Source organism: Corynebacterium sp. 51B, assembly GCF_008930785.1.
Classification (GTDB): Bacteria; Actinomycetota; Actinomycetes; order Mycobacteriales; family Mycobacteriaceae; genus Corynebacterium; species Corynebacterium megadyptis.
Genome location: NZ_PQMK01000008.1, coordinates 36193 through 57957 on the forward strand (window position 1 = coordinate 36193; position 21765 = coordinate 57957).

The window sequence follows — 21765 nt, forward strand, 5'->3', positions numbered from 1 at the left end:
CGATGGGGATGACCACCGCCGCGCGCGCGTTAGAGTGTGTGTAGCGAATAACACCAGTTGAATGAGCCGGCGCGCGGACTATCGCGCGCGGCTTATGAAGTAAAGGGGACACACAACACTATGTTTGAGAGATTTACGGACCGAGCCCGTCGAGTGATCGTGCTAGCGCAGGACGAAGCTCGCATGCTTAACCACAACTACATTGGCACCGAGCACATCCTGCTCGGTCTTATTAGCGAGGGCGAAGGTGTAGCCGCGAAGGCGCTCGAGTCGATGGGCATCTCTCTCGACGCTGTGCGCCAAGAGGTCGAGGAGATTATCGGCCACGGCACCCAGCAAACCAGTGGGCACATCCCCTTTACTCCACGCGCCAAGAAGGTGTTGGAGCTGTCCTTGCGCGAGGGCCTGCAGATGGGGCACAAATACATCGGCACCGAGTTTTTGCTGCTCGGCCTCATTCGTGAGGGCGAGGGCGTAGCCGCACAGGTGCTGGTGAAGCTCGGTGCGGATCTGCCGCGCGTGCGTCAGCAGGTTATCCAGCTGCTCTCCGGTTATGAGGGCGGCCAGGAAGGCTCCGAGGACGAGGGTGGCGGCGCACCTGCCGGTGGCAAGGTGCTCGGCGCCGGTGCAGCCAGCGGCGGCCGCGGTGGCGGTGGCGCTGGGGAGCGTTCTAATTCCCTGGTGTTGGACCAGTTCGGGCGTAACCTCACCCAGGCTGCCAAGGATGGCAAGTTGGATCCCGTGGTGGGCCGTGAGGACGAGATCGAGCGCATTATGCAGGTGTTGTCTCGCCGCACGAAGAATAACCCCGTGCTCATCGGCGAGCCCGGTGTGGGTAAGACCGCCGTGGTGGAGGGACTTGCCCTCGACATCGTTAATGGCAAGGTTCCGGAGACCCTCAAGGATAAGCAGCTCTACTCGCTGGACCTGGGTTCTCTTGTGGCCGGCTCTCGTTACCGCGGTGACTTCGAGGAGCGCCTGAAGAAGGTGCTGAAGGAGATTAACCAGCGCGGCGACATCATTTTGTTCATCGACGAGATTCATACCCTCGTGGGTGCCGGCGCCGCCGAGGGTGCCATCGACGCTGCCTCGCTGCTGAAGCCCAAGCTGGCCCGCGGTGAACTGCAGACCATCGGTGCCACCACCTTGGATGAGTACCGCAAGCACATCGAAAAGGATGCGGCCCTCGAGCGTCGTTTCCAGCCGGTGCAGGTTCCCGAGCCGTCGGTGGAGGACACCATCGAGATCCTCAAGGGGCTGCGTGACCGCTACGAGGCGCACCACCGTGTCTCTATCACCGATAGCGCCCTGTCCGCGGCTGCTAATTTGTCCAACCGCTATATCAATGACCGCTTCTTGCCGGATAAGGCCGTGGATTTGATCGATGAGGCCGGTGCCCGCATGCGCATTAAGCGCATGACCGCCCCCGATTCCATCCGCGAGGTGGATGAGCGTATCGCGAGCGTGCGCCGCGAGAAGGAAGCCGCGATCGACGCCCAGGACTTTGAGAAGGCCGCCGGCCTGCGCGATAAGGAGCGCAAGCTGGGTGAAGAGCGCGCCGAGAAGGAAAAGCAGTGGCGCTCTGGTGACCTCGAGGACATCGCTGAGGTCGGCGAGGAGCAGATCGCGGAGGTGCTCGGCCACTGGACCGGCATCCCCGTATTCAAGCTCACCGAAGAGGAATCCGATCGCCTGCTCCACATGGAAGAGGAGCTGCACAAGCGCATCATCGGCCAAAACGATGCCGTGAAGGCAGTCTCTCGTGCCATCCGCCGCACCCGTGCCGGCCTGAAGGATCCGAAGCGCCCCAGCGGTTCGTTCATCTTCGCCGGCCCCTCCGGTGTGGGTAAAACGGAGCTGTCCAAGGCTTTGGCAGAGTTCCTCTTCGGCGAGGAAGACGCCCTCATCCAGATCGATATGGGCGAGTTCCATGACCGCTTCACTGCCTCCCGCCTCTTCGGTGCCCCTCCCGGATATGTGGGCTATGAAGAGGGCGGCCAGCTCACCGAGAAGGTGCGCCGCAAGCCCTTCTCAGTGGTGCTTTTCGACGAGATCGAGAAGGCGCATAAGGAGATCTACAACACCTTGTTGCAGGTTCTCGAGGATGGTCGACTCACCGACGGCCAAGGCCGCGTCGTGGACTTCAAGAACACGGTATTGATCTTCACCTCGAACCTGGGCACCCAGGACATCTCGAAGCCGGTGGGCTTGGGCTTCACCGGCTCCTCGGAGATGGATCACGAGGCCCAGTATGAGCGGATGAAGCAGAAGGTGGATGACGAGCTGAAGAAGCACTTCCGCCCCGAGTTCCTCAACCGTATTGATTCCACGGTGGTGTTCCATCAGCTCACCCGCGATGAGATCGTGCAGATGGTGGATCTTTTGATTTCCCGCGTGCGGGATGCTCTCGCCGAGAAGGATATGGGCATCGAGCTCACCGATAAGGCCAAGAACCTTTTGGCGAAGCGTGGCTTTGATCCGGTCTTGGGTGCTCGTCCGCTGCGTCGTACCATTCAGCGCGATATCGAGGATGCTCTGTCCGAGCGCATCCTCTTTGGTGAGGTCGGTGCCGGAGAGATTATCACCGTCGATGTCGAGGGCTGGGACGGCGAGTCCAAGAACACCGACGACGCCACCTTCACCTTCACTCCGCGCCCGAAGCCGCTGCCCCAGGAGACTTTCTCCGAGATCTCCCCTGAGGCTGCCGCCGCGATCAAGGAAGTCAGCGACGCCGCCGAGGAGGATGTTCCCGAATCCGATAACACTGTGGTTCCTGCGGCGGATGACGAGGACAGCTCCGATACCAGCGGCGAGGACGATGACTCCCGCGGCGAGAACAACTAGGAGACAAGCATGGGAATCACGTTCCGTAAGCGCAAGAAAGTGGGCAAGAACTCGTGGATTAACTTCTCGGGTTCTGGCGCCTCCACCTCCACCAAGGTGGGGCCGGTGACCTTCAACTCTCGCGGTGGTGTGTGGGTGAATCTGCCGGGTGGCCTCACCTATCGCGGCCGCTGGAAGTAGTCCCGCCGCACAGCGCGCACTCCCCACCGAATGGCATAGCCCGTTCGGTGGGGAGTTTTTTAGGCTTATCGACGCCACCCTCTGCCCACCTCACTCGTTGCCCAGAGGTGAGCGAGCAGGGGAGTGGGTGGGCGTATAAGAAAACTGCTCTCCTTCCCCCTGTGACGAGATAAGTAGGGGAGGAGAGCAGTGGTCTAGTGGCAGTGGGAGGCGAATCCCTTTACTGTCCGCGCACTAGCGTGAGGACGCTAGGCGTTCTTCCGGCGGTGAGCGAGGAAGACGGCAGCTGCACCGGTGAGGATCAAACCGAGAGCCATGCCGGTGGTGCTCATCACCGAGGCGCCGGTGTTAGCAAGGCCGGAGGAGCCGTGCGAGTGATCAGCATGGGTTCCGCCGTGGGAACCATTGTTGTTGTTCCCAGCAGGAGCCCCGTGGTTGTGATCGTCCGTGGAGTCGTGGCCGTCAGTGGACGGCTTCATACCGCCATCATTGTCGGTGCTGGGCTTGTGGCCGTCCTCAGGCTTGGTGTCGTTCGAGTCACTGTCGTGACCTGGGGTGTGGTGGTCGCCGCCGTCAGCGTCGCCGGGGGTTTCGGAGTCGCCACCGTCAGCGTCGCCGCCGTCGGTGTTGCCGTTATCGGTGTCGCCCTCGCCAGCGTCGCCGCCGTCAGCGTCGCCGGGGGTTTCGGAGTCGCCACCGTCGGCATCGCCGCCGTCGGTGTTGCCGTTATCGGTGTCGCCCTCGCCAGCGTCGCCGCCGTCAGCGTCGCCGGGGGTTTCGGAGTCGCCACCGTCAGCGTCGCCGCCGTCGGTGTTGCCGTTATCGGTGTCGCCCTCGCCAGCGTCGCTGCCGTCAGCGTCGCCGGGGGTTTCGGAGTCGCCACCGTCGGCGTCGCCGCCGTCGGTGTTGCCGTTATCGGTGTCGCCCTCGCCAGCGTCGCTGCCGTCAGCGTCGCCGGGGGTTTCGGAGTCGCCACCGTCGGCGTCGCCGCCGTCGGTGTTGCCGTTATCGGTGTCGCCCTCGCCAGCGTCGCTGCCGTCAGCGTCGCCGGGGGTTTCGGAGTCGCCACCGTCGGCGTCGCCGCCGTCGGTGTTGCCGTTATCGGTGTCGCCCTCGCCAGCGTCGCTGCCGTCAGCGTCGCCGGGGGTTTCGGAGTCGCCACCGTCGGCGTCGCCGTCACCTGGGACCGGCTCGGAATCAGGCTTATCGCAGTCCTCACCGAAGGTCACAGAGCCCACCTTCAGCGGTGATACGGGCTCCTTCTCGGCGTTGTAGAAGCCGCCAAATGCGACCTTTCCTTCTTCGGTCAGGTAACCGACACCGTCGCTGGTGAAGGTGACGGTCTCGCCCCACTGGCCAGTGAACGGTTCGGAGAGGGTCCACTCTGCGAAACGAACATTGTTCATGGTCTCCCATTCGCCAACGGTCGTCATGCCCTCAAACTTGCGGAACTTTGCATCCAAGTACATCACGGCTTGCGTGCCAGTGATCTCGAGGCGGAAATTGGAGAAAGTATTGTCCAATTTCGCATTCTCGCCTTCTCCGTGCCCGGTGAAGTGGAGGGTACCGGGAACAAACAGGGTCACGGAGTTGGGGTCCGCGGAGTATGCCTGCCCAGCGGTGAACGTCCAATTCTTTCCGCTACCCGCATCGGTCACGGAGCCAGTGGACTCCACGCTGCCGCGGGCGACAAAGCCTGTGACGTAATTAACAAAGGAGTCACGCAGACTCCATTCGAAGGTACCGCTGTGGGCGGCAACGATCTTATTGTCGGCAACACAGCTCTTGTCCTGCACTACCTCTGCGAAGGCGGTCGCGGGGGTGAGGGAGACTGCGAGTGAGGCAGAGACTGCACCAGCAAGCGCCATGCGGCGAATACGGGCGCGGGAGGAGCGATTCAGAGACATGATGTCAGATACCTTTCGATATAAGGGTTGGTGTTACTGGGAGTTGGGGTTGTACAGGGCAGTGGCAAAGGCGAGAATCATCTCGCCCGTCTGAGGGCCGAAGCTCAAGGCTTGGCTGTCCGCGATGGTGATGAAGCGTTTATTCTTGGCTGCCTTAGTCTCGGCCACGCCGGGGCGGGCGAGCATGCCATCGACACCGCCGGTGGACTCGAGCCCTTTGGACATCATCACGATGACATCGGGATTGAGCTTGGCGAAGGCTTCGGCATTGGCCGGGGCCATGTCGGCGATGTCGGCTTCCTTGGCCGCATCCACCGCGCCCACAGACTCGAAGAGTTCTGCGGTGCCGCTTTCCGGTCCAAGAATGAAGAACACCCCAGAGGAACCTCGCGCGTACACGAAGGCAGCGCGGGGAGCCTGATCGGGGACGATCTCGCTGACGGCGTCGATTGCTTCATCGCGTTCCTTCTCCGCGCGTTCCGCGAGTTCTTCCCCCTCGTCGTCGAGGCCTACGACCCCGGCGATGGTGCGGATGTCGTCGCCAATCGATGCCATCTTCCGGCTCGGATTGATCACCACGGTGGTCACGCCGGCATCGCGGAGCTGGTCAATAGCTGAGTCTGGGCCGATGGAGTGATCCACGATGATCAGACTCGGGTCGAGAGCCAGCACGGCCTCCACATTGATGTTGTGGCCACCTTGGGTCACCACCGGCAGCTCCTGCAAGCTGGGCTCTTCGGAACTGACGGTGCGGCCCACGATGTTGTCTCTGAGCCCCAGGCCCGCAATGGTGCGGGAGGTAGTGCCGTAGAGGTCCAGAGGCATGATCCGCGAGACATCGGTGACGGTGACGTCGTAGCCATCAGAGTCGCTGAGCTCTACGGGAAGCTCAGGGCTGACGTCCTCGGCTACGGGGGTGACATCCCCGACGAGCTGAGTCTCTACAGCTCCGCTATCGCCGATCTCTGCGGAGCTGCTGTTCAGGTTCTCCAACGCCTGCTCGAAACTGGTTTGTTCGGCGCGAGCGTTGTTGTTGTTATCACCGGGCGTGGATACGTTGAGTCCACATCCGGCGAGTACAACGGAGCCGATGAGGCTCAGTGCCGCGAGGCGAATTTTCACTTAGGCTCCTTTCTTTTGTCGCACCGCGAGGTAGCTGGTTCCGGCTGCCGCAAAGATGAACACGACGCCACCGGCGAGGAGCTGCCATGGGCTCATGCCCTCACTGACAGACGCCAGAGCGGTGTCTTCCGCCTTCTTGTTCTTCTTTTTGTTCTTGAACTCGACGTCCTTGCCCTCTTCGAACATGGACTCTTCCTCGCCTTCGCCCTCGGCCAGTTCTTCTTCATCGATCACGCCGTCACCGTTGAGGTCCACAGCGTCGACCGAATCGCCAGTGGCGAGGGCGTCGGCAGCGGCCGCACCAATCGAGGCCATTCCGCCGGTGCCGCCGGCGGAGCTGGAGGTGGCGGCCGAACCATCAGCGCAGGCGGATTTCCCGCTGAGCTTGGCGCGGAAGTTCACTGGGTCCATGGCTGTTCCGGGTGGATAGAACTCGGCAAAGGCGCGGGACCCGGCCTGGGTGAGCACCACGTTCGCGGAACCAGACACAGCGGAGCTAGTGGCGTTGAGGCTGGTCACCTGCAGGGTGCCGATAGCCACATCGCCGAAGTTGGAGGGGTTGCCCGAGGTGTCGGAGGAGGTGACATTGGCTACGAGCTGGCCCGTGTTGCCCTTGATCACCACGCGTGGATTACGGATCTTCATGTCCAGTTTCCCCTTGTGGCCATTGAAGGCCACGGTGCCGGAGGTAGCGATCGTGCCGGCGCGTGCATCGGGATCGAAGCTGCCGGATCGACCGGAGAACACGAAGATGCCGCCATTGTCGCGAACGCCGCTGGTGCGCCAGCCACCCTTCGCAATCGAGCCGCGAATATAGCTGCGGAAGGATTGCTTGACCCCCCAAGCCACTTGTCCGGAGGACACGCCATTACAGGTGCGCGCCGACGCGGACTGTCCGGGTGCGGCCGCCACGGGCTTCGTGCCACCCGCGTTGCCGGAGGCGCCAGGAGCGTTCGGGGGAACAATACCGCCGTCGGAGTCGGTATTACCGGGAGTGTCCGCACCCCAAGGGGCGTCACCGAAGGGGTCGCCGCCAGCGTTGCCACCGGCGGGTGCTTCGGAGTCCCCGCCACCTGGGCGGGAGTTGTCCGAGTTCCCGTTATCGGTCTCGCGGCCAGGCTGCGGCTTCTTCCCGGAGTTCGAGGAGTCTCCACCGGAATCCCCAGGCGTGGGCTTGGGGGCTGTGCCGCAGGCTTTTTTCACCTTGATGGTGAGGGTGACTGGGTCCAGAGCGTCGCCGGCGTCGTAGAACCCGGAAAGCGCCTGGGAACCATCCTCGGTGATACGCGCTTCAGCCACGTGCGTACCCGAGGCAATGGGAGCCGTCCGGAACTCGAGATCGGCGAAGTATACCTCTTTGTCCAGCTCCTTCACTGGGTTGCCTTCGGGGTCTTGGCTGTACATCGAGGTAAAGAGCTTCGCCGTGCGTGGGGAGGTCATTTCCACGACGGGATCTTCGAAGATGGTCTTGAGCAGTCCACCGTGGCCGTTGAACTCCACCTTGCCTTCGCTACGGATCAGTCCCTTAACCTCACCGGTAGTCACAAACCCCTTGTCGATGGGGAAGATGAAGCTGCCGTTGTTCTCCTTCGCCGGGGAGCTGACCTTCCAGCTGCCCTTGGCGATCGGCCCCTTGATGTATTTCCGGAAGGACTCCCGCACACCCCAAGACACATCGCCAGAAATGTTCACGCCTTCAGATGCGGAGCATCGCGAGGGTGAAGATGGCTCGGGCTCGGGGCTTGGCTTGGGGCTAGGGGAGGGCTTGGTGGTCTCCGTCGGCTCGGCGGGGGATGGTTCTGGCTGCGGCCAGCTGCCGGAGGAACCCCACAGGTCTGCAGATGACGATGCCTTGGACTGGCTGGTGCTTGGGTCTGGCAGCTCCTTAGTCGTAGAGGATGTGGCACTGCTTGTCGTTGTTGTGGTGGTGTCTTCCGCCGCGACCGTGGGAGCTAGCGGCATGACACACGCGGCCGTCAAGGCAGCCGCTGATAACCCCGCTGCCAGTCGGCGGCGGGTGCGCTGCCGACGGACACGGGGCAGAAGTGAGAGTGACATATACTCACCCCTCCTTTACATGTTTGCGCAAAGGTTAAACCAAGAGAGAAGAAAAGTATAGGGTAGGCTAACGAGGCATGTGTTCGGACCAAGATTATTTTGCGCCAGAAAAATGGGACCCAGCAGGGGTCTTAGATGAACATAAATATTATGCTGTTACCCCCATAGAGAGGGGGCTGTTCGCCTTCGTGATGGCGGCAGTGGCGGTGTCCATAACGATGGGGAACGCTTATCTGTTTATTGGATTCGCCACAGCATTGCTGGCCTGCGTTATTGCTATATTCTTTCACCCTCTGCGGCGGCGGTTACGGGCCATGAGTGTCGCGGAGGAAGGAGTGAAAAGCCCAGCTAAGACAATAGTTGTGACCGTGGCGATGTGGGCAGTGGTGTTTATGCTCATCATTATTTTCTCCGCTTGGACCCCGCCGGAGGAGTGGCTCACAATGGTGGGCTATATAGCTGTTGGTCTATGTTCAATTGCGGCTACTCAGCTCGCTTTGAGCAATGTATGAAATAAACGAATATCAATCTATTTCCCCCTGTGGGGGTGTGCTTGTTCTGCATATATAGATGGACGTTGTTACCCCCTATTGCCCATGTCATCCTACGTGTAGTTACCTCATTAGGAGCAAGGGCAGCCTAAATAGGGGCTGCGTGGATTATGGAGTGAGGGCACAGTGACATCTTCCAATCGAGCACAGACTGGAAATATTCTTAACCGCACCATCGTGGCCTGCACGGCCGCCACGACCGTCTCTCTGGCGGGGATGCTCTACCCCAGCGCTATCGCTGGTGCGGTGGAGGCCGGTGGCGGCGAGGTGGCGTCGACAAGCGATAAGCAGCAGAGTGCGGAATACATGGAGTGGGCGCTGCGCGAGAGCTTCATCAATTATGTGGGCGGCGCGACGAGTGTGAGCGGCGGGGCGAGCAAGACCATCGAGGGCGATGCCCTGGTCGAACGCGGCTATCGATTCACGCTGAAGAAGGTCAGCTATGACGAGGACACCGCAACCACCCGCGCCGAGTTCAACGGCACCGTGCACTTTCTGCAATATTGCAACGGGTCGACGCCCGCGCGCGGCAGCTGCGATCTGGACCTAGAGTTCAGCGATCCGACGATCGTGGTGGGCGAGGACTCCTATCTCGAGATGGACGTCTACGCCAAGCAGTACCCCAGCGGGGAGGTGTTTGAGAAGAAACGAGCGCGCATCGCGACGATCAACCCCTCCTCAGCCACGTTCACGCAGGACGGATCGATGGCGCAGTGGAGCAATCTGGTGCCGACGCTCACCGCCGATGGGGTGCGTGCATTCTCCAATTTCTACAATCTCGGCAGCCCGCTGGCGCCGGTCTCGTTCGCGTATGAGGGAAGCGGCGGCATGCCGGCCGGTGCGGCAGGCGGACGCAAGCTGGTTGGTGGGGTGCGCACCGATTTGGAGGTGGAATCCTCCCGCGCCGTGATGGTGGGCGACTATCTCGTACTGGCCACCAAGAGCGGGCTGAGCGTGCTGGATGTGCGCACGATGCAACAGATTCAGCACCTGTCCATTTCCTCGGATGACAGCGCGTGGGTGGTTTCGCCAGGCAAGAACACGCTGTTCTTCCTCGATGATGGCGCCGTGAAACAGGCCTCCGTCGGCCCCAAGGGGCTGGAGAACATCACCGAGGTGATCGCGAAGGACGAGGCCGGTACCATCACCGGCATCGCCAGCGCCCCCACCGAGGATGGCTGGGTGCTCTACGCGCTGCGCAATGAGGGCGCCGGCAATGCCACGCTGATCACCCGCAGCTCCGATGGCACCCGCAGCGACCGCGCGATTGCCAATGTTCGCTCCACCATTGACGGGCTGGATGCTACCTCCGATAAGGCGTTGGGCTCCGTCTACGGCGAGAGCTACTCGTTCGCTCCGATGCGCGATATGGCTGTGCTTGATGACGGTTCGCTGCTGTTCTTCCCCGCCGCTGGGGTGGATCAGGACGAGGACACCTGGCGAGTGCCGCCGCTGCGTATTGATCCCGCCGCCGACAACCTCCAAGCCACAGTGGTGCCTGGCAGCGATTCGGTGGCCGCCGACATGCGCCCCTCGGGCATGGCGGTTTCTGGGGACACGGTGGCCTTCTACAACAGCGGCTACACCACGGGATCCCGGGTGCAGTTCTTCACCTACAACAACGGTGAGCTCACTCCGCTTGGCGACGCCGCCCGCATCGGCGAACTACACAGCATTTCAGGGGTTGTGCCCCTCGGCGATGGCACCGCGGTAGTGACCGCCGAAAGCGATGGCTCCCTGAATGTGGTGGATATGCGCACCTTGGAAGTTATCGATAAACAGACCATTCCGAACACCAAGGGCACCAGCGGCACGACTCGCGTGCTTCTAGTCCGCAGCCCCGAAGACATCATCACCGGCGGCGTGGTCACCGACACCACAACCTATGAGGACTTCCTCGAGGTCAATCGCTTCGCCACCAGCGAGGCGCTGGCTGTGGATAGCGAAGCCGAGGATGAAGAACTCCTCGGCGAGGAGGACAAGGACACCGAGGGCGGTGAAGGCGCCGAGGGCGAAGAGAGCGGTGAGAGCACCGAGACGTCTGACGCCGCCGACCCTAAGGAGGACAACGACGCATCGGAATCCGGAGATACGGATGCCAGCGAGACCTCCTCGGAGCCGAGCCCGAGTGAGGATCCCAGTACTGAACTCAGTACTGACCCGAGCGCTGAACCCAGCGCAGAGCCGAGCCCCAGCACCGAGCCGAGCGAGGAACCCAGCGAAGAGCCCAGCCCCAGCACGACCGCTGAACCCGACGCAGAAGACACGGATGAAGGTGCGGCCGAGGACGGCGATAGCGAGGATGCTCCAGAGAGCACCCCTGAGCCAGCCGAGGACAACGAGACGAGCACTGAGCCCTCGGAGTCGAGCAGCACCACCGAGACTCCCGAGCCGAGCCCTGCCGCGCCAGAGACCTCGGTAGAGGAGACCCCAGACGCCGAGGACACCACAACCGCCGAGGCCCCTTCCTCCGAGAGTGCTCCGTCATTGTCGAGTGTTCCCTCGCCGAGCGAGACCAGCATCTCCCCCGAGCCCAGCGTCGTCAGTGGCCCCGCATCTCAGGGCGTGGAGACTCCAGCTGATACACAGCACACCCCGAAGCCGGTAGAAAACTCGGCGGCGCCTGTCTCCCCGCAGGAGCGCGAGGCGGCGAGTGCAGGCTCTGCCGCAGAGGAGAAGTCCGGTTTGGCCCGCACGGGTGCGGCGGTGCGCGGCATGGCGATTGTCGCCGGACTCATCAGCGCTATTGGTGTGGCGTTGATCGTGCGTGCCCGCGTGCAGCGGTCGAAGAACGAGCGCTAAATACGCAGCCTCGATACCTAAAGAGAAACAGCGGTGAGCATTCACCGCTGTTTTTCTATTCTCGCCTCCGCCGCTTTAGCGGGGGCGAATCCACGGGTGATCGCCCTCCCAGGTGACGTCGATGTCCCAGCCGTAGACAGAGCTGAGAATCTCGGGGGTGCACACCTCGCGCGGGGTGCCAGAGACCACCATGCGGCCGTGTTGCAGCAGTACGAGCCGATCGCAGTGACGGGCAGCGGTGGCGAGATCGTGGACGATGATGAGCACCCCGCGGCCGGTTTGGGCGACGCGACGGATGGTGCGCATGGTGGCCTCGGCCCGGCCGATGTCCATGGCAGCGATCGGTTCGTCGAGAAGCATCGCCTGCGATTGCTGTGCAATCACGCGCGCCAAGGCGGCCCGGGCGCGCTCACCGCCGGAAAGCGTGGAGACTTCGCGGTCGGCGAACTCGGTGAGATCGAGCAGTTCGAGGGCCTCCTGCACAATCTCCGCGTCGCGGTCCGGATCGGGCTTCCATGGGGTGCGGCCCATGGCCACCACGTCCTCGACGGTGAAGGAAAAGGCCACCGAGGTATCTTGCAGCATCACCGAACGCAGCTGACCGGCTTCCCGCGGTGAGGTTTCGGCGTAGCTGCGCCCGGCGAGCTGCACCTCGCCGGAGTTGGGGGTGTAGTCGCCGGAGAGTGCGGCGAGGAGGGTGGATTTGCCGGCGCCATTGGGGCCGATCAGCCCGAGCACCTCACTGGGCTGAAGGTCGATGGAGATATCGCTGAGCAGGTCGCGTTCCGTGTTATCCACGGTGATGCTCACGTTCAGGTTCTTCGCTGATAGCAGGGGAGTGCTCATGGGGTACTCGACTCGGTGTGTCCTCTTCAAACGGGGGCGGTGGGTTTAGAGCTGGCCGCGCTTGAGCAAGTTGCGGCGCAGTAGCACGAAGAACATCGGCCCGCCCACGAGGGCGGTGAAGATGCCGATGGGCAATTCGGAATAGGGGATGAGGATTCTGGCCACCAGATCCGCGCCGGTGACGAGGGTGGCGCCGCCGATCGCAGAGAGCGGCACCAGCCAGCGATTCGAGGGGCCGATACCTTGGCGCAAAATATGCGGCACGATCAGCCCGACAAAGGAGATGATGCCGGCGAAGCTCACCGCTGCGGCGCACAGCGCAGTGGAGAGGGCGATCACTCCTGGGCGCAGCACCTTCATATTCGCCCCGGCATGGGCGGCGGCGCGCTCGCCGAGCGCCAATAAGTCCAGTGAGGGGGAGATGCGAATAGCAAGAGCAATGCAGACCGCGATGGGAATAAGGACTGTCACCACGTGCGGCCATTGGGCGCCGTTGAGCGAGCCCATCTGCCAGAAGATGATCTGCTCGCGGGAGGTAGTGGGTGCCAAAAACACCAAGAAGCTAATGGCGGCCCCAGCGACAGCATTGACGGCGATGCCGGTGAGGATCAGGGTCACCACTTTGACGCTGCCGCGGATGGAGGAGAGCAGATACACCAAGGCCGCGGTGGCGATACCGGAGATAAACGCCAGCACGGGCACCGTCGCGGTGGAGACAAACACGAGGTTGAACACGATGGCCACGGCCGCGCCCACGGCGCAGCCACTGGTCACGCCGATCACGCCGGGTTCTGCCAGGGGATTGCCCAATAAGCCTTGCAGCAGCGCCCCCGCTACGCCCAAGGCGGCACCGACGAGGAGGCCTAAAACAACGCGGGGCATGCGCACATTCCAGATCACGGAATGGGTGGCATCCACCCCAGTGTCGCCATAGGGCCCGGCAAATAAGGATTCGATGGTGCGCTGTGGGGCTATGCCGTACTGCCCCAGGGCGATATTGGCGATTATGCTGAGCAGGCAGGCGCCGATGAGCGCGGCGATCCAGAGGGTGCGATAGCGCTGGCCGCGCGGGCGCTGGGCGGCGTCGGCGCGGCGACGCCGAGTGGCGAGGGTAGTCATGGGCTCCCTTAGTACGCAGACAAAATATTAAAGTAAGCCTACCCTGTCGCCAGAGTGCTGTGCTGGTTGCTCTCCCGTGCCGTGTTCTTAGCGCGGCAGGGCGAAATGGTCGTCGGCTACCGCTTCGAGTAAACCGTCGTCGAGCAGCGAAAATAGTGCCCGCGCCAGCTGTGCCTTGTCCTCCCACACCGCATCGATCTCTGCCCGCTGTACCTGTTTGTGGGCGCGGGCCAAGGCCATAATCTTTCCCCGCACTTGGCGATCGGTGCCCTGGAATTTCTGTACTCGCTTCTTGCTGGCCGCTAGTTCCGCCGCGCTGGGCTCGGGGCAGCCCGCGAGCTGCCAGCGACAGCTCTTCAGCAAGGGACATTCCGTGCAGCGCGGCGAGGAGGCGGTACAGACCAGTGCGCCGAGCTCCATGATGGCGGTGGACAGCTCCGCGGCGCGCTCCTCTGCTGCGGCATCGGTGCCGGCGGGCAGCAGCGCCTCCACATCGGCTAGGTCCTTCTTGCGAGCAGGTCGGGGCAGATAGCGGCCGTGCACCGCCCGGGAGATGACGCGCCGAACATTGGTATCAACCACCGGAACGCGGCGTCGATAATGAAAAGCGAGGACCGCACGAGCGGTGTAGTCGCCGATACCGGGCAGATCCAGCAGTGCTGCAAGATCGGCGGGAACCTCGCCGTGGTGGCGGTCGGTGATGGCCTGGGCGCATTCCTTGAGCCGCAGCGCTCGGCGCGGATAGCCCAGCCGATCCCAGGCGGTGAGGATGTCTGCGGTGGAGGCCTGCGCCACATCCTGCGGGGTGGGCCAGCGCCGCATCCATGCCTCCCACTGCGGTTCGACCCGCGCCACCGGGGTCTGCTGGCTCATGACCTCGGAGACGAGCACGCCCCAGGCGCTGGTGCCGGGCGCGCGCCACAGCAATGGGCGGCGGTGGGCGGTGAACCATGTCAGAAGTGCGGCCGAGTTAAACATCAGGGTTTATTAGCCTAGTCGGGGGGGGATATGGGGAGTAATAAGCACCCATGATGTCCTGCCGGAGTGGAAGAATGACACGTATGGGTAAAGCTGAAAACTACAAGACGCTCACTCCACAGGAAGCCTGGGATGTGTTGCAAGAGGGCAATAGGCGATGGCGGGAGATGAGTCCCGCGTATCCTCGCCAGTGCTCGCAGCGTCGCGAAGAATTGCGTGAGGGGCAGGCGCCGAGCGTGTGCGTACTGGCCTGCTCGGATTCGCGTGCACCCATTGAGACCATCTTCGATCAGGGACTCGGCGATGTTTTCGTGATCCGCACCGCCGGAGAAACCGTGGACAACGCCGTGCTGGCCTCCTTGGAATTCGCGGTGGAGGGCCTCGGCGTGCCGCTATTGGTGGTACTCGGCCACCAATACTGCGGTGCGGTTGCTGCCACCGTCGGCGCGCTCGACGAGGGCCCCATTCCCGAGCGTTTCCAACGCGAGCTGGTGCAGCAGGTGGCTCCCTCCGTCATCGAGGCCCGCCGCAAGGGTGGTGACACCACCGATGACTTTGAACGTGAGCACGCCCTCCAAACGCTGAAGTCGGTCATTCATCGTATCCCAATCATTCAGGAGCTTGTCGACGCCGGAACGCTCGGTGTCGTCAGCGCGCGCTACCGCATCGACGACGGTGTGGTGGAGAAGCTCATCGCCTTCGGCGTGGAGTAGATTCCGGCCCAGGATTCGGGCGCTGAGCTGTAAGAATGAGGCAGACACGCCGGTGTAGTTGCCGGCTGTCTCGCAGGGAGTGCAGTTAAGCTAGAGTGCGTGAACACTCCCAGACCGCAGAAGAGACTGCCCGATGAGATCTACATGCGCCGCCGCGTTGCGGCCGTGGTGATCTTGGTTGTCGTCATTGGCCTGCTTGTGTGGATCATCAGCGCGCTGGCCGGCGGGGACGATAACTCCACCGAACAGGATAACGCCGCACAGACCACCGCCACCTCTGCTAGTAATGAGGAGACGAACACAGACGAGGGCGAAGCTGACTCGGAGGAGTCGTCGACAAGCGTCGAAACCTCCGCGAAGGAAGAGCCGAAGCCCAGCTGCCGCCTGGAGGATCTAGAGATCCGGGCGGAGATGAGGCAATCGGAGTTCGAACCGAACCAGACTCCGACCTTCTACATGATCGTCAATAACCCCACCAAGGCGGACTGCACCATTGACCTGAGCAAGGAGCAGCTGCGCTATGAGGTGTATAACCTCGACACCAGCGAGCGGGTGTGGGCGGACACGGACTGCAACCCGCCGGAGGATGACTCCGATAAGGTCTTCGAGGCAGGAACCGAGACCAACTATGAGGCGCAGTGGTCCAAGACCACCTCGGCGCCGGGGCAGTGCGATAACCGGCAGCGGGTGCCCAGCGGCGCCTACTTCCTGCACACCGTCATCGGCGATAATGCCTCCGAGGCTGTGACCTTCAACCTGAAATAGCCGCTAGCGCCGAGAATCGAGAGCCACGATCGCATCCTGGATCGTGGCTACTTCTCTAATATCCATCGATCGGGCGCCCTTCGGTGCGCCGGCGGGCAGATTCCCCGCCGGTATCAGGGCGCGGGTATAGCCGAGGCGGCTGGCCTCCACGAGGCGCTTATCGGCGTCCGGGACCCGCCGAATCTCCCCGGCCAGGCCGACCTCGCCAAGCACCACGGTGCGGGAGGGCAGCGGACGACGATTCATCGCGCTCACCGTGGCCAGCGCCACCGCGAGATCCGCCGCGGGCTCGCTGACCCGCATGCCCCCGACCGTGGCGACATACACCTCTTTATCGTCCGAGCGCTTCTGAGCGCGGGCCGCCAGCACCGCCAGGATCATCGGCACGCGGGTGGCGTCGAGGCCGGTGACGGCGCGCCGCGGATTCTTCGATTGCGTGTCTACGAGCAGGGCCTGCACCTCGGCGAGTATCGGGCGCACCCCATCCATGGTGACCGTCACCGCCGAGCCATCGGGGGTGGTGCCCATGTGGGAAAGGAAGAGCCCGCTGGGGTCTTTCACCTCCTTAATCCCGGAGGAGGTTTGTTCGAAGCAGCCCACCTCATCCGTGGCGCCGAAACGGTTCTTCATTCCGCGCAGCATGCGCAGCGAGGAGTGCTTATCGCCCTCGAAGTTGAGCACCACATCTACGAGGTGCTCGAGTACCCGTGGGCCGGCAACAGTGCCGTCCTTGGTCACATGACCCACCAGCAGCACAGGAATACCGGAGGCCTTGGCCATGCTGGTCAGGGCGGCGGTGACCGCGCGCGACTGGGCCACCCCGCCCTGCACGCCGTCCACATCGGCGGCGGTGACGGTCTGCACCGAGTCCACGATCACCAGCGAGGGCTGGAGCTGCGTGATGTGGCCAAAAATGGTGTCGAGATCCGACTCGGCCGCAAGGTAGAGGCTCTCCCGCAGCCCGCCGGTGCGCTCGGCGCGCATGCGGACCTGCCCCGCGGACTCTTCGGCGGTGACATAGAGGGCGGTGCGGGTGCTCTCCCCCTCACGCTGCGCGGCCCAGCGGGCGGCGACTTCCAGCAGCAAGGTGGACTTGCCCACGCCCGGCTCGCCGGCCATCAGCACCACGGATCCGGGCACAATGCCGGCTCCCAGCACGCGATCTAGTTCGGAGATACCGGTGGTCATCGCCAGCGAGGAGGTGGGGTCGATGCTGGTGATCGATGCCGCCGCCGTGGTGGGGGTGAGCCCCTGGGTGGAACGAGACGCCGCCGCGCCGCCACGCCCCGTGGCGTGCTGGGGCGGGGCGGCCTGCTCTGTCAGCGTGCCCCACTCGCCGCAGCTGGGGCAGCGTCCCAGCCACTTCGGGCTCGAGTGGCCGCACTCGGAGCAGACGAATGCTGTTTTGGGTTTGCGGGCCATGCAGCAGAGCCTTTCTGGACAAGGGGAGTGGGCAAGAGAGGGACAGGCGGAGTAGCGGGGCACGCGGGCAGCACGGCCGCGGCGGGCATGCCAGAATGCAAAAATCCGGCATCATCAACTCTTGGAGGAAGTGTTGAGGATACCGGATAGGGCACGCGCCGTGGTGGTTTAGTTCTCCACTTCGCGTTCGCTCATGAAGGTCTCCTGTTGGTTGCCAGTGACGGTGGCGATCATGTCGATCGTGGCGTCATCGAAGGTGAAGGTGACGTTCACGTTGCCGCCGGCGGGGAAGCCCGGGTTATTCACGGTGGAGGTGGCGTAGGTGATGCAGGTATCGTCCTTGCCCGGCTTCTTCAGGGCTTTAATATTCTGCGCGGTATCGGCCACGAGAGAGCAGTTCTGACCCAGCGAGGGATTAGCGGAGAGCTGCACCTCATTGCCTTCCACCTCGACGGACTTAAGGGTGTGCGAGGTGCCACTCGGATCCTGGTTGATCGCAGTGAACTTCAGGCCGGTGGTGGCGTCGTCCTCCACAATCACGTGGACATCCCGCACAGCCATGAGGCCATCCTCGGTGCCAGCGGAGGCACCGTCCACAGCGGCAACCTGATCAGAGGTCTGGGAGACCTGTCCGGCACCGCAGGCGGCGAGTGCAAGGGCCGAGAGGCCGGCCACCGCAGCCAGTCCGGCGCGACGGGCTGCCGAGTTCAGTGGATTCTTCACGTTCAATGCCCTCCATCTAAGGCTTCGCATGGATCTAGATTATTAACAGTCACTCTAGCTAATTCTAAGGTTATTCACACAGTTTCTTCCCCGTACGGGGGCGAGACTGAGACGGGTATTACCGCCTGCTTAGGGCACACTATCCCACGTGTGTCCGCCCCGCGAAGACCGCCGCTGCGGGAGGTAAAGCGGGCTGTTCCCGCGGTGATCGTGTGAGCTTAACTGGGCACTCTTCTGTGGCGGTGCTGCTGGCGCGTGCCCGCGACTGCCGAGCTGCACCCGCCGGCGCGGCGCAACACAGGATGCGCTAGGGGTCGCGGAGGGGCCCAGACCGGCTAGGCCGGCACCGCAGGTGACACTGCTGGCGTGCTAGAATAGACGCGCTTTACGTATCAGTGTCGTGGCGCGGTGCGCGCCGCGAACTGTGGAGTCGCCAACGCAGTGAGTCACACATTTCCCAGTGAAGAGAGTGCAAAAGGTATGGATTTTAAGGTCGGAGACACGGTCGTCTACCCCCATCACGGTGCGGCCCGCATCGAGGCCATGGAGCAGCGGCAGATGGGAGACGACGTGCTCGACTTCCTCGTGCTGCAGATCCTGCAGTCCGATCTGGTGGTGCGGGTTCCTGCCAAGAACGTGGAGCTGGTGGGCGTTCGCGATGTCGTGGGCGATGAGGGCCTGCGCAAGGTCTTCTCGGTGCTGCGCGATATGGATGTGGAAGAGGCCGGTAACTGGTCTCGCCGCTATAAGGCCAATCAGGAGCGTCTCGCCTCGGGTGATGTGAATAAGGTCGCCGAGGTGGTGCGTGATCTGTGGCGCCGCGATCAGGATCGTGGCCTGTCCGCAGGTGAGAAGCGCATGCTGGCCAAGGCCCGCCAGATCCTAGTGGGCGAGCTGGCCCTCGCTAAGGAGCTGGACGAGTCCAAGGCGGAGGAGCGCGAGAAGCAGTACGCCGACGCCATCGCGCGGCACCGCGCTGCCGCGTCGGGAGTCACAGCCCCAGTTGAGGACGATGACCTCGATGATGTGGACCTCGACGACCTCAACTTCGACGACTAACCCTCACCCCGCCGCGCCGCCATGTCCCCCACAGTGACTGCGATTATTGCCGCCGCCGGTTCCGGCACCCGCCTCGGTGCGCCGATGCCGAAGGCCTATGTGCCGCTGCGCGGAGTGACCTTGTTAGAGCGCAGCATCACCGCGATGCTCACCTCTCAAGTGGTCGATGCCATCGTGGTCACCGTCAGCCCAGACATGGAGGACTACGCCCGCACCTTGCTGCGGAAACGGGGCCTTGACGGCGAGGTGACCCTCGTGCATGGCGGTGCCGAGCGCGCCGATTCCGTATGGCGCGGATTGCAGGCCATCACGCATGAGCAGGGCGTTGTGCTGGTGCACGATAGCGCCCGCGCGCTCACCCCGCCGGGCATGATCGCCCGCGTCGCCCGAGCCGTGGTCCAAGGCGCACCCGCGGTCATCCCAGTGCTGCCGGTGGCGGATACCATCAAAGAGATCCGCGAGGTAGACGGACAGCAACAAGTGGCATCCACCCCAGACCGCTCCACCTTGCGCGCCGTGCAAACCCCGCAGGGTTTTGATTTGGCGGTGCTCCGCGAGGCCAACCGCGCCTATTTCGCCCAGCCGAGTTTTGTGGCCACCGACGATGCCAGCCTCATGGAATGGTTCGGGGTGCCGGTGCGCTGTGTGCAGGGCGATCCCATGGCCTTTAAAGTAACCACACCCATGGACATGCTCCTGGCCACTCAGGTGACCGATAGCGCCGAGTCCACGATTTTCGAGGTGCCCAGTGACTAGCCCCATCATTCCCCGCGTCGGCATCGCCACCGATGCCCACCAAGTCCAAGACGGCAAAGACTGCTGGATCGCCTGCCTTCTCTTCCCCGGCCAGCCCGGCTGTGAGGGACATTCCGACGGTGACGTTGTGGCGCACGCGCTTGTCGACGCCCTGCTCTCGGCGGCCAACCTCGGCGACTTGGGTAGTTTCGTCGGTGTGGGGCGGGCCGAATATGACGGCGTGAGTGGCGAGCAGCTCCTGCGCGAATGCCGCCAGCTGCTCGATGAACACGGGTTTGTCATCGGCAACGTTGCCGCCCAGCTTGTGGGCCAGTCTCCACGATTAGGACAGCGTCGACAAGAAGCAGAAGAAAAGATCTCCGAGATTCTGGGCTGCCCAGCATCCATCGCGGCCACCTCGACCGACCACTTAGGCTTCACCGGCCGCCATGAGGGGCGCGCCGCCGTTGCTACCGCCGTGGTGTGGCAACCGTTAGACTAAGCGGCGTGACTTTACGCATTTTTGATACCGCAACCCGTAGCCAACGTGATTTCATCCCCGTGCGGGAAGGGCACGCCAGCGTCTACCTCTGTGGCGCTACCGTGCAAACCATCCCGCATATTGGGCACGTGCGTTCCGGTGTGGCCTTCGATATTTTGCGTAACTGGCTGGAAGCCAAGGGCCTTGATGTGGCGTTTATCCGCAACGTCACCAATATCGACGATAAAATCCTGAGCAAAGCGGCCGAGGCCGGCCGGCCGTGGTGGGAGTGGGCCGCCACGCACGAGCGCGCCTTTACCTGGGCCTATGATCAATTGGGCGTGACCCCGCCCTCGCTCGAGCCGCGCGCCACCGGCCATATCACCGAGATGATCGACTATATCCAGCGCATCATCGACAATGGCCACGGCTATGCCGCCGAGGGCAATGTGTACTGCCAGCCCACCACTATCGAGAACTACGGCATGATCTCCGGCCAGAAGCTCGAGGAGCTGGACCAAGGCGAATCGGCGGGCACCGGCAAGCGCGATCCGCGCGACTTCACCCTCTGGAAAGCCGCTAAGCCCGGTGAGCCCTCCTGGCCCTCGCCCTGGGGTCGGGGGCGTCCCGGCTGGCATATCGAATGCTCCGCCATGGCCACCGCCTATCTTGGCGCGGAGTTCGATATCCACTGCGGCGGGCTGGATCTGCAATTCCCGCACCACGAGAACGAGACCGCCCAGGCGCACGCCGCCGGCGATGGCTTCGCCAACTTCTGGATGCACAACGGCTGGGTCACCATGTCCGGGGAGAAGATGTCGAAATCTCTCGGCAATGTGCTTTCCGTGCCGAATATCCTCGAGCTGGTGCGGCCGGTGGAATTGCGCTACTACCTCGGTTCCGCCCACTATCGCTCCATGCTGGAGTACTCGGAGCAGTCGCTCACCGAGGCCGCCCAGGGCTATCGCCGCATCGAGGCCTTCCTCGATCGCGTGGGCCCAGTGGAGTCCACCACCTGGACCGAGGCCTTCGAGCAGGCCATGGACGACGATCTGGGCGTGCCCGCGGCGCTGGCAGAGATCCACAATGCGGTGCGTCGCGGCAATCAAGCACTGGCCGATGGGCGCACCGAGGACGCCCGCGCCGTTGCCGGCCAGGTGCGCGCCATGGCGGCGGTGCTGGGTGTGGATCCACAGTCGCCAGTGTGGGCCGCCCGCCGCGATAGCGGCGACTCCGAGGCCACCAAGGCCCTGGACGTCTTGGTCGGAGCCGAGCTGGAGCGCCGCGCCGAGGCCCGCGCCGCCAAGGACTGGGCCACCGCCGATGCGGTGCGGGATCGCCTCCAGGCCGCAGGCATCACCGTGGTAGACGGCAAAGATGGCGCGAGCTGGACTTTAAGCTAAGCTAACCGGATGCGCTGGCACCGGCGCCACCGTAGATGCGAGCCCAGTGACAGTTCA

The 21765-nt window shown here is 63.3% G+C and carries 18 protein-coding genes; 10 read left to right on the plus strand and 8 right to left on the minus strand.

Annotated features, from left to right (window positions below):
• Positions 1 to 120: 120 nt before the first annotated feature.
• Complete coding sequence (locus GBB14_RS09580; protein WP_151529836.1) at positions 121 to 2844, plus strand: ATP-dependent Clp protease ATP-binding subunit; 2724 nt, start codon at positions 121 to 123, stop codon at positions 2842 to 2844.
• Positions 2845 to 2853: 9 nt separating this feature from the next.
• Positions 2854 to 3024: a DUF4236 domain-containing protein gene (locus GBB14_RS09585; protein WP_151529835.1), complete on the plus strand. Its 171-nt coding sequence runs from the start codon at positions 2854 to 2856 to the stop codon at positions 3022 to 3024.
• A gap of 248 nt (positions 3025 to 3272) precedes the next feature.
• On the opposite strand, the gene GBB14_RS09590 is transcribed toward GBB14_RS09585, so the two are convergent.
• From GBB14_RS09590 to GBB14_RS09600, 3 genes are read right to left on the minus strand one after another with little or no spacing between them, the layout of a single operon-like run.
• Positions 3273 to 4931, minus strand: coding sequence for an HtaA domain-containing protein (locus GBB14_RS09590; protein WP_151550540.1), 1659 nt, complete (start codon positions 4929 to 4931; stop codon positions 3273 to 3275).
• A gap of 33 nt (positions 4932 to 4964) precedes the next feature.
• Positions 4965 to 6053, minus strand: coding sequence for a hemin ABC transporter substrate-binding protein (locus GBB14_RS09595; RefSeq protein WP_151529833.1), 1089 nt, complete (start codon positions 6051 to 6053; stop codon positions 4965 to 4967).
• Entirely contained in the window at positions 6054 to 7745 is a 1692-nt protein-coding gene (locus GBB14_RS09600) for an HtaA domain-containing protein (RefSeq protein ID WP_192796110.1), read from the minus strand.
• 443 nt (positions 7746 to 8188) lie between these two features.
• Between GBB14_RS09600 and GBB14_RS09605 the strand changes: the two genes are divergently transcribed.
• Positions 8189 to 8623 (plus strand): hypothetical protein, encoded by a 435-nt coding sequence (locus tag GBB14_RS09605; RefSeq protein ID WP_151529831.1) that lies wholly within the window; start codon positions 8189 to 8191, stop codon positions 8621 to 8623.
• A 165-nt stretch (positions 8624 to 8788) separates the two neighbouring features.
• Positions 8789 to 11464, plus strand: coding sequence for an HtaA domain-containing protein (locus GBB14_RS09610; RefSeq protein WP_151529830.1), 2676 nt, complete (start codon positions 8789 to 8791; stop codon positions 11462 to 11464).
• Between the two features lie 75 nt (positions 11465 to 11539).
• Here GBB14_RS09610 and GBB14_RS09615 read toward each other — a convergent pair whose 3' ends face one another.
• The 3 genes from GBB14_RS09615 to GBB14_RS09625 form a co-directional block, all read right to left on the minus strand.
• Entirely contained in the window at positions 11540 to 12310 is a 771-nt protein-coding gene (locus tag GBB14_RS09615) for a heme ABC transporter ATP-binding protein (protein ID WP_151530502.1), read from the minus strand.
• 45 nt (positions 12311 to 12355) lie between these two features.
• A complete protein-coding gene (locus GBB14_RS09620) occupies positions 12356 to 13429 on the minus strand; it encodes an iron ABC transporter permease (RefSeq protein WP_151529828.1) in 1074 nt (357 codons plus the stop codon).
• A gap of 87 nt (positions 13430 to 13516) precedes the next feature.
• Entirely contained in the window at positions 13517 to 14407 is an 891-nt protein-coding gene (locus GBB14_RS09625; RefSeq protein ID WP_151529827.1) for an A/G-specific adenine glycosylase, read from the minus strand.
• 83 nt (positions 14408 to 14490) lie between these two features.
• Between GBB14_RS09625 and GBB14_RS09630 the strand changes: the two genes are divergently transcribed.
• Complete coding sequence (locus tag GBB14_RS09630) at positions 14491 to 15120, plus strand: carbonic anhydrase (RefSeq protein ID WP_151529826.1); 630 nt, start codon at positions 14491 to 14493, stop codon at positions 15118 to 15120.
• Between the two features lie 99 nt (positions 15121 to 15219).
• Positions 15220 to 15885 (plus strand): hypothetical protein, encoded by a 666-nt coding sequence (locus tag GBB14_RS09635; RefSeq protein WP_192796111.1) that lies wholly within the window; start codon positions 15220 to 15222, stop codon positions 15883 to 15885.
• Positions 15886 to 15888: 3 nt separating this feature from the next.
• On the opposite strand, the gene radA is transcribed toward GBB14_RS09635, so the two are convergent.
• Entirely contained in the window at positions 15889 to 17307 is a 1419-nt protein-coding gene (radA, locus tag GBB14_RS09640; protein ID WP_151529825.1) for a DNA repair protein RadA, read from the minus strand.
• 168 nt (positions 17308 to 17475) lie between these two features.
• Complete coding sequence (locus GBB14_RS09645; RefSeq protein ID WP_151529824.1) at positions 17476 to 18030, minus strand: hypothetical protein; 555 nt, start codon at positions 18028 to 18030, stop codon at positions 17476 to 17478.
• Positions 18031 to 18510: 480 nt separating this feature from the next.
• Between GBB14_RS09645 and GBB14_RS09650 the strand changes: the two genes are divergently transcribed.
• The 4 genes from GBB14_RS09650 to cysS are packed head-to-tail and all read left to right on the plus strand — an operon-like array spanning position 18511 to position 21708.
• A complete protein-coding gene (locus GBB14_RS09650; RefSeq protein WP_151529823.1) occupies positions 18511 to 19089 on the plus strand; it encodes a CarD family transcriptional regulator in 579 nt (192 codons plus the stop codon).
• 21 nt (positions 19090 to 19110) lie between these two features.
• Positions 19111 to 19845, plus strand: coding sequence for a 2-C-methyl-D-erythritol 4-phosphate cytidylyltransferase (gene ispD, locus GBB14_RS09655; protein WP_151529822.1), 735 nt, complete (start codon positions 19111 to 19113; stop codon positions 19843 to 19845).
• Positions 19838 to 20326: a 2-C-methyl-D-erythritol 2,4-cyclodiphosphate synthase gene (gene ispF, locus GBB14_RS09660; RefSeq protein WP_151529821.1), complete on the plus strand. Its 489-nt coding sequence runs from the start codon at positions 19838 to 19840 to the stop codon at positions 20324 to 20326. Before ispD ends, ispF begins: the two co-directional genes overlap by 8 nt.
• A gap of 5 nt (positions 20327 to 20331) precedes the next feature.
• Positions 20332 to 21708, plus strand: coding sequence for a cysteine--tRNA ligase (gene cysS / locus GBB14_RS09665; protein WP_151529820.1), 1377 nt, complete (start codon positions 20332 to 20334; stop codon positions 21706 to 21708).
• Positions 21709 to 21765: the final 57 nt, after the last annotated feature.

What these genes read in the sequence shown, in the direction of transcription:
- GBB14_RS09630 (WP_151529826.1), top strand. Translation starts at nt 14,491, where the DNA reads ATGGGTAAAGCTGAAAACTACAAGACGCTCACTCCACAGGAAGCCTGG.
- GBB14_RS09615 (WP_151530502.1), bottom strand. Translation starts at nt 12,310, where the DNA reads ATGAGCACTCCCCTGCTATCAGCGAAGAACCTGAACGTGAGCATCACC.
- GBB14_RS09580 (WP_151529836.1), top strand. Translation starts at nt 121, where the DNA reads ATGTTTGAGAGATTTACGGACCGAGCCCGTCGAGTGATCGTGCTAGCG.
- GBB14_RS09650 (WP_151529823.1), top strand. Translation starts at nt 18,511, where the DNA reads ATGGATTTTAAGGTCGGAGACACGGTCGTCTACCCCCATCACGGTGCG.
- GBB14_RS09585 (WP_151529835.1), top strand. Translation starts at nt 2,854, where the DNA reads ATGGGAATCACGTTCCGTAAGCGCAAGAAAGTGGGCAAGAACTCGTGG.
- GBB14_RS09590 (WP_151550540.1), bottom strand. Translation starts at nt 4,931, where the DNA reads ATGTCTCTGAATCGCTCCTCCCGCGCCCGTATTCGCCGCATGGCGCTT.
- radA (WP_151529825.1), bottom strand. Translation starts at nt 17,307, where the DNA reads ATGGCCCGCAAACCCAAAACAGCATTCGTCTGCTCCGAGTGCGGCCAC.
- GBB14_RS09620 (WP_151529828.1), bottom strand. Translation starts at nt 13,429, where the DNA reads ATGACTACCCTCGCCACTCGGCGTCGCCGCGCCGACGCCGCCCAGCGC.
- ispD (WP_151529822.1), top strand. Translation starts at nt 19,111, where the DNA reads ATGTCCCCCACAGTGACTGCGATTATTGCCGCCGCCGGTTCCGGCACC.
- GBB14_RS09625 (WP_151529827.1), bottom strand. Translation starts at nt 14,407, where the DNA reads ATGTTTAACTCGGCCGCACTTCTGACATGGTTCACCGCCCACCGCCGC.
- GBB14_RS09605 (WP_151529831.1), top strand. Translation starts at nt 8,189, where the DNA reads ATGTGTTCGGACCAAGATTATTTTGCGCCAGAAAAATGGGACCCAGCA.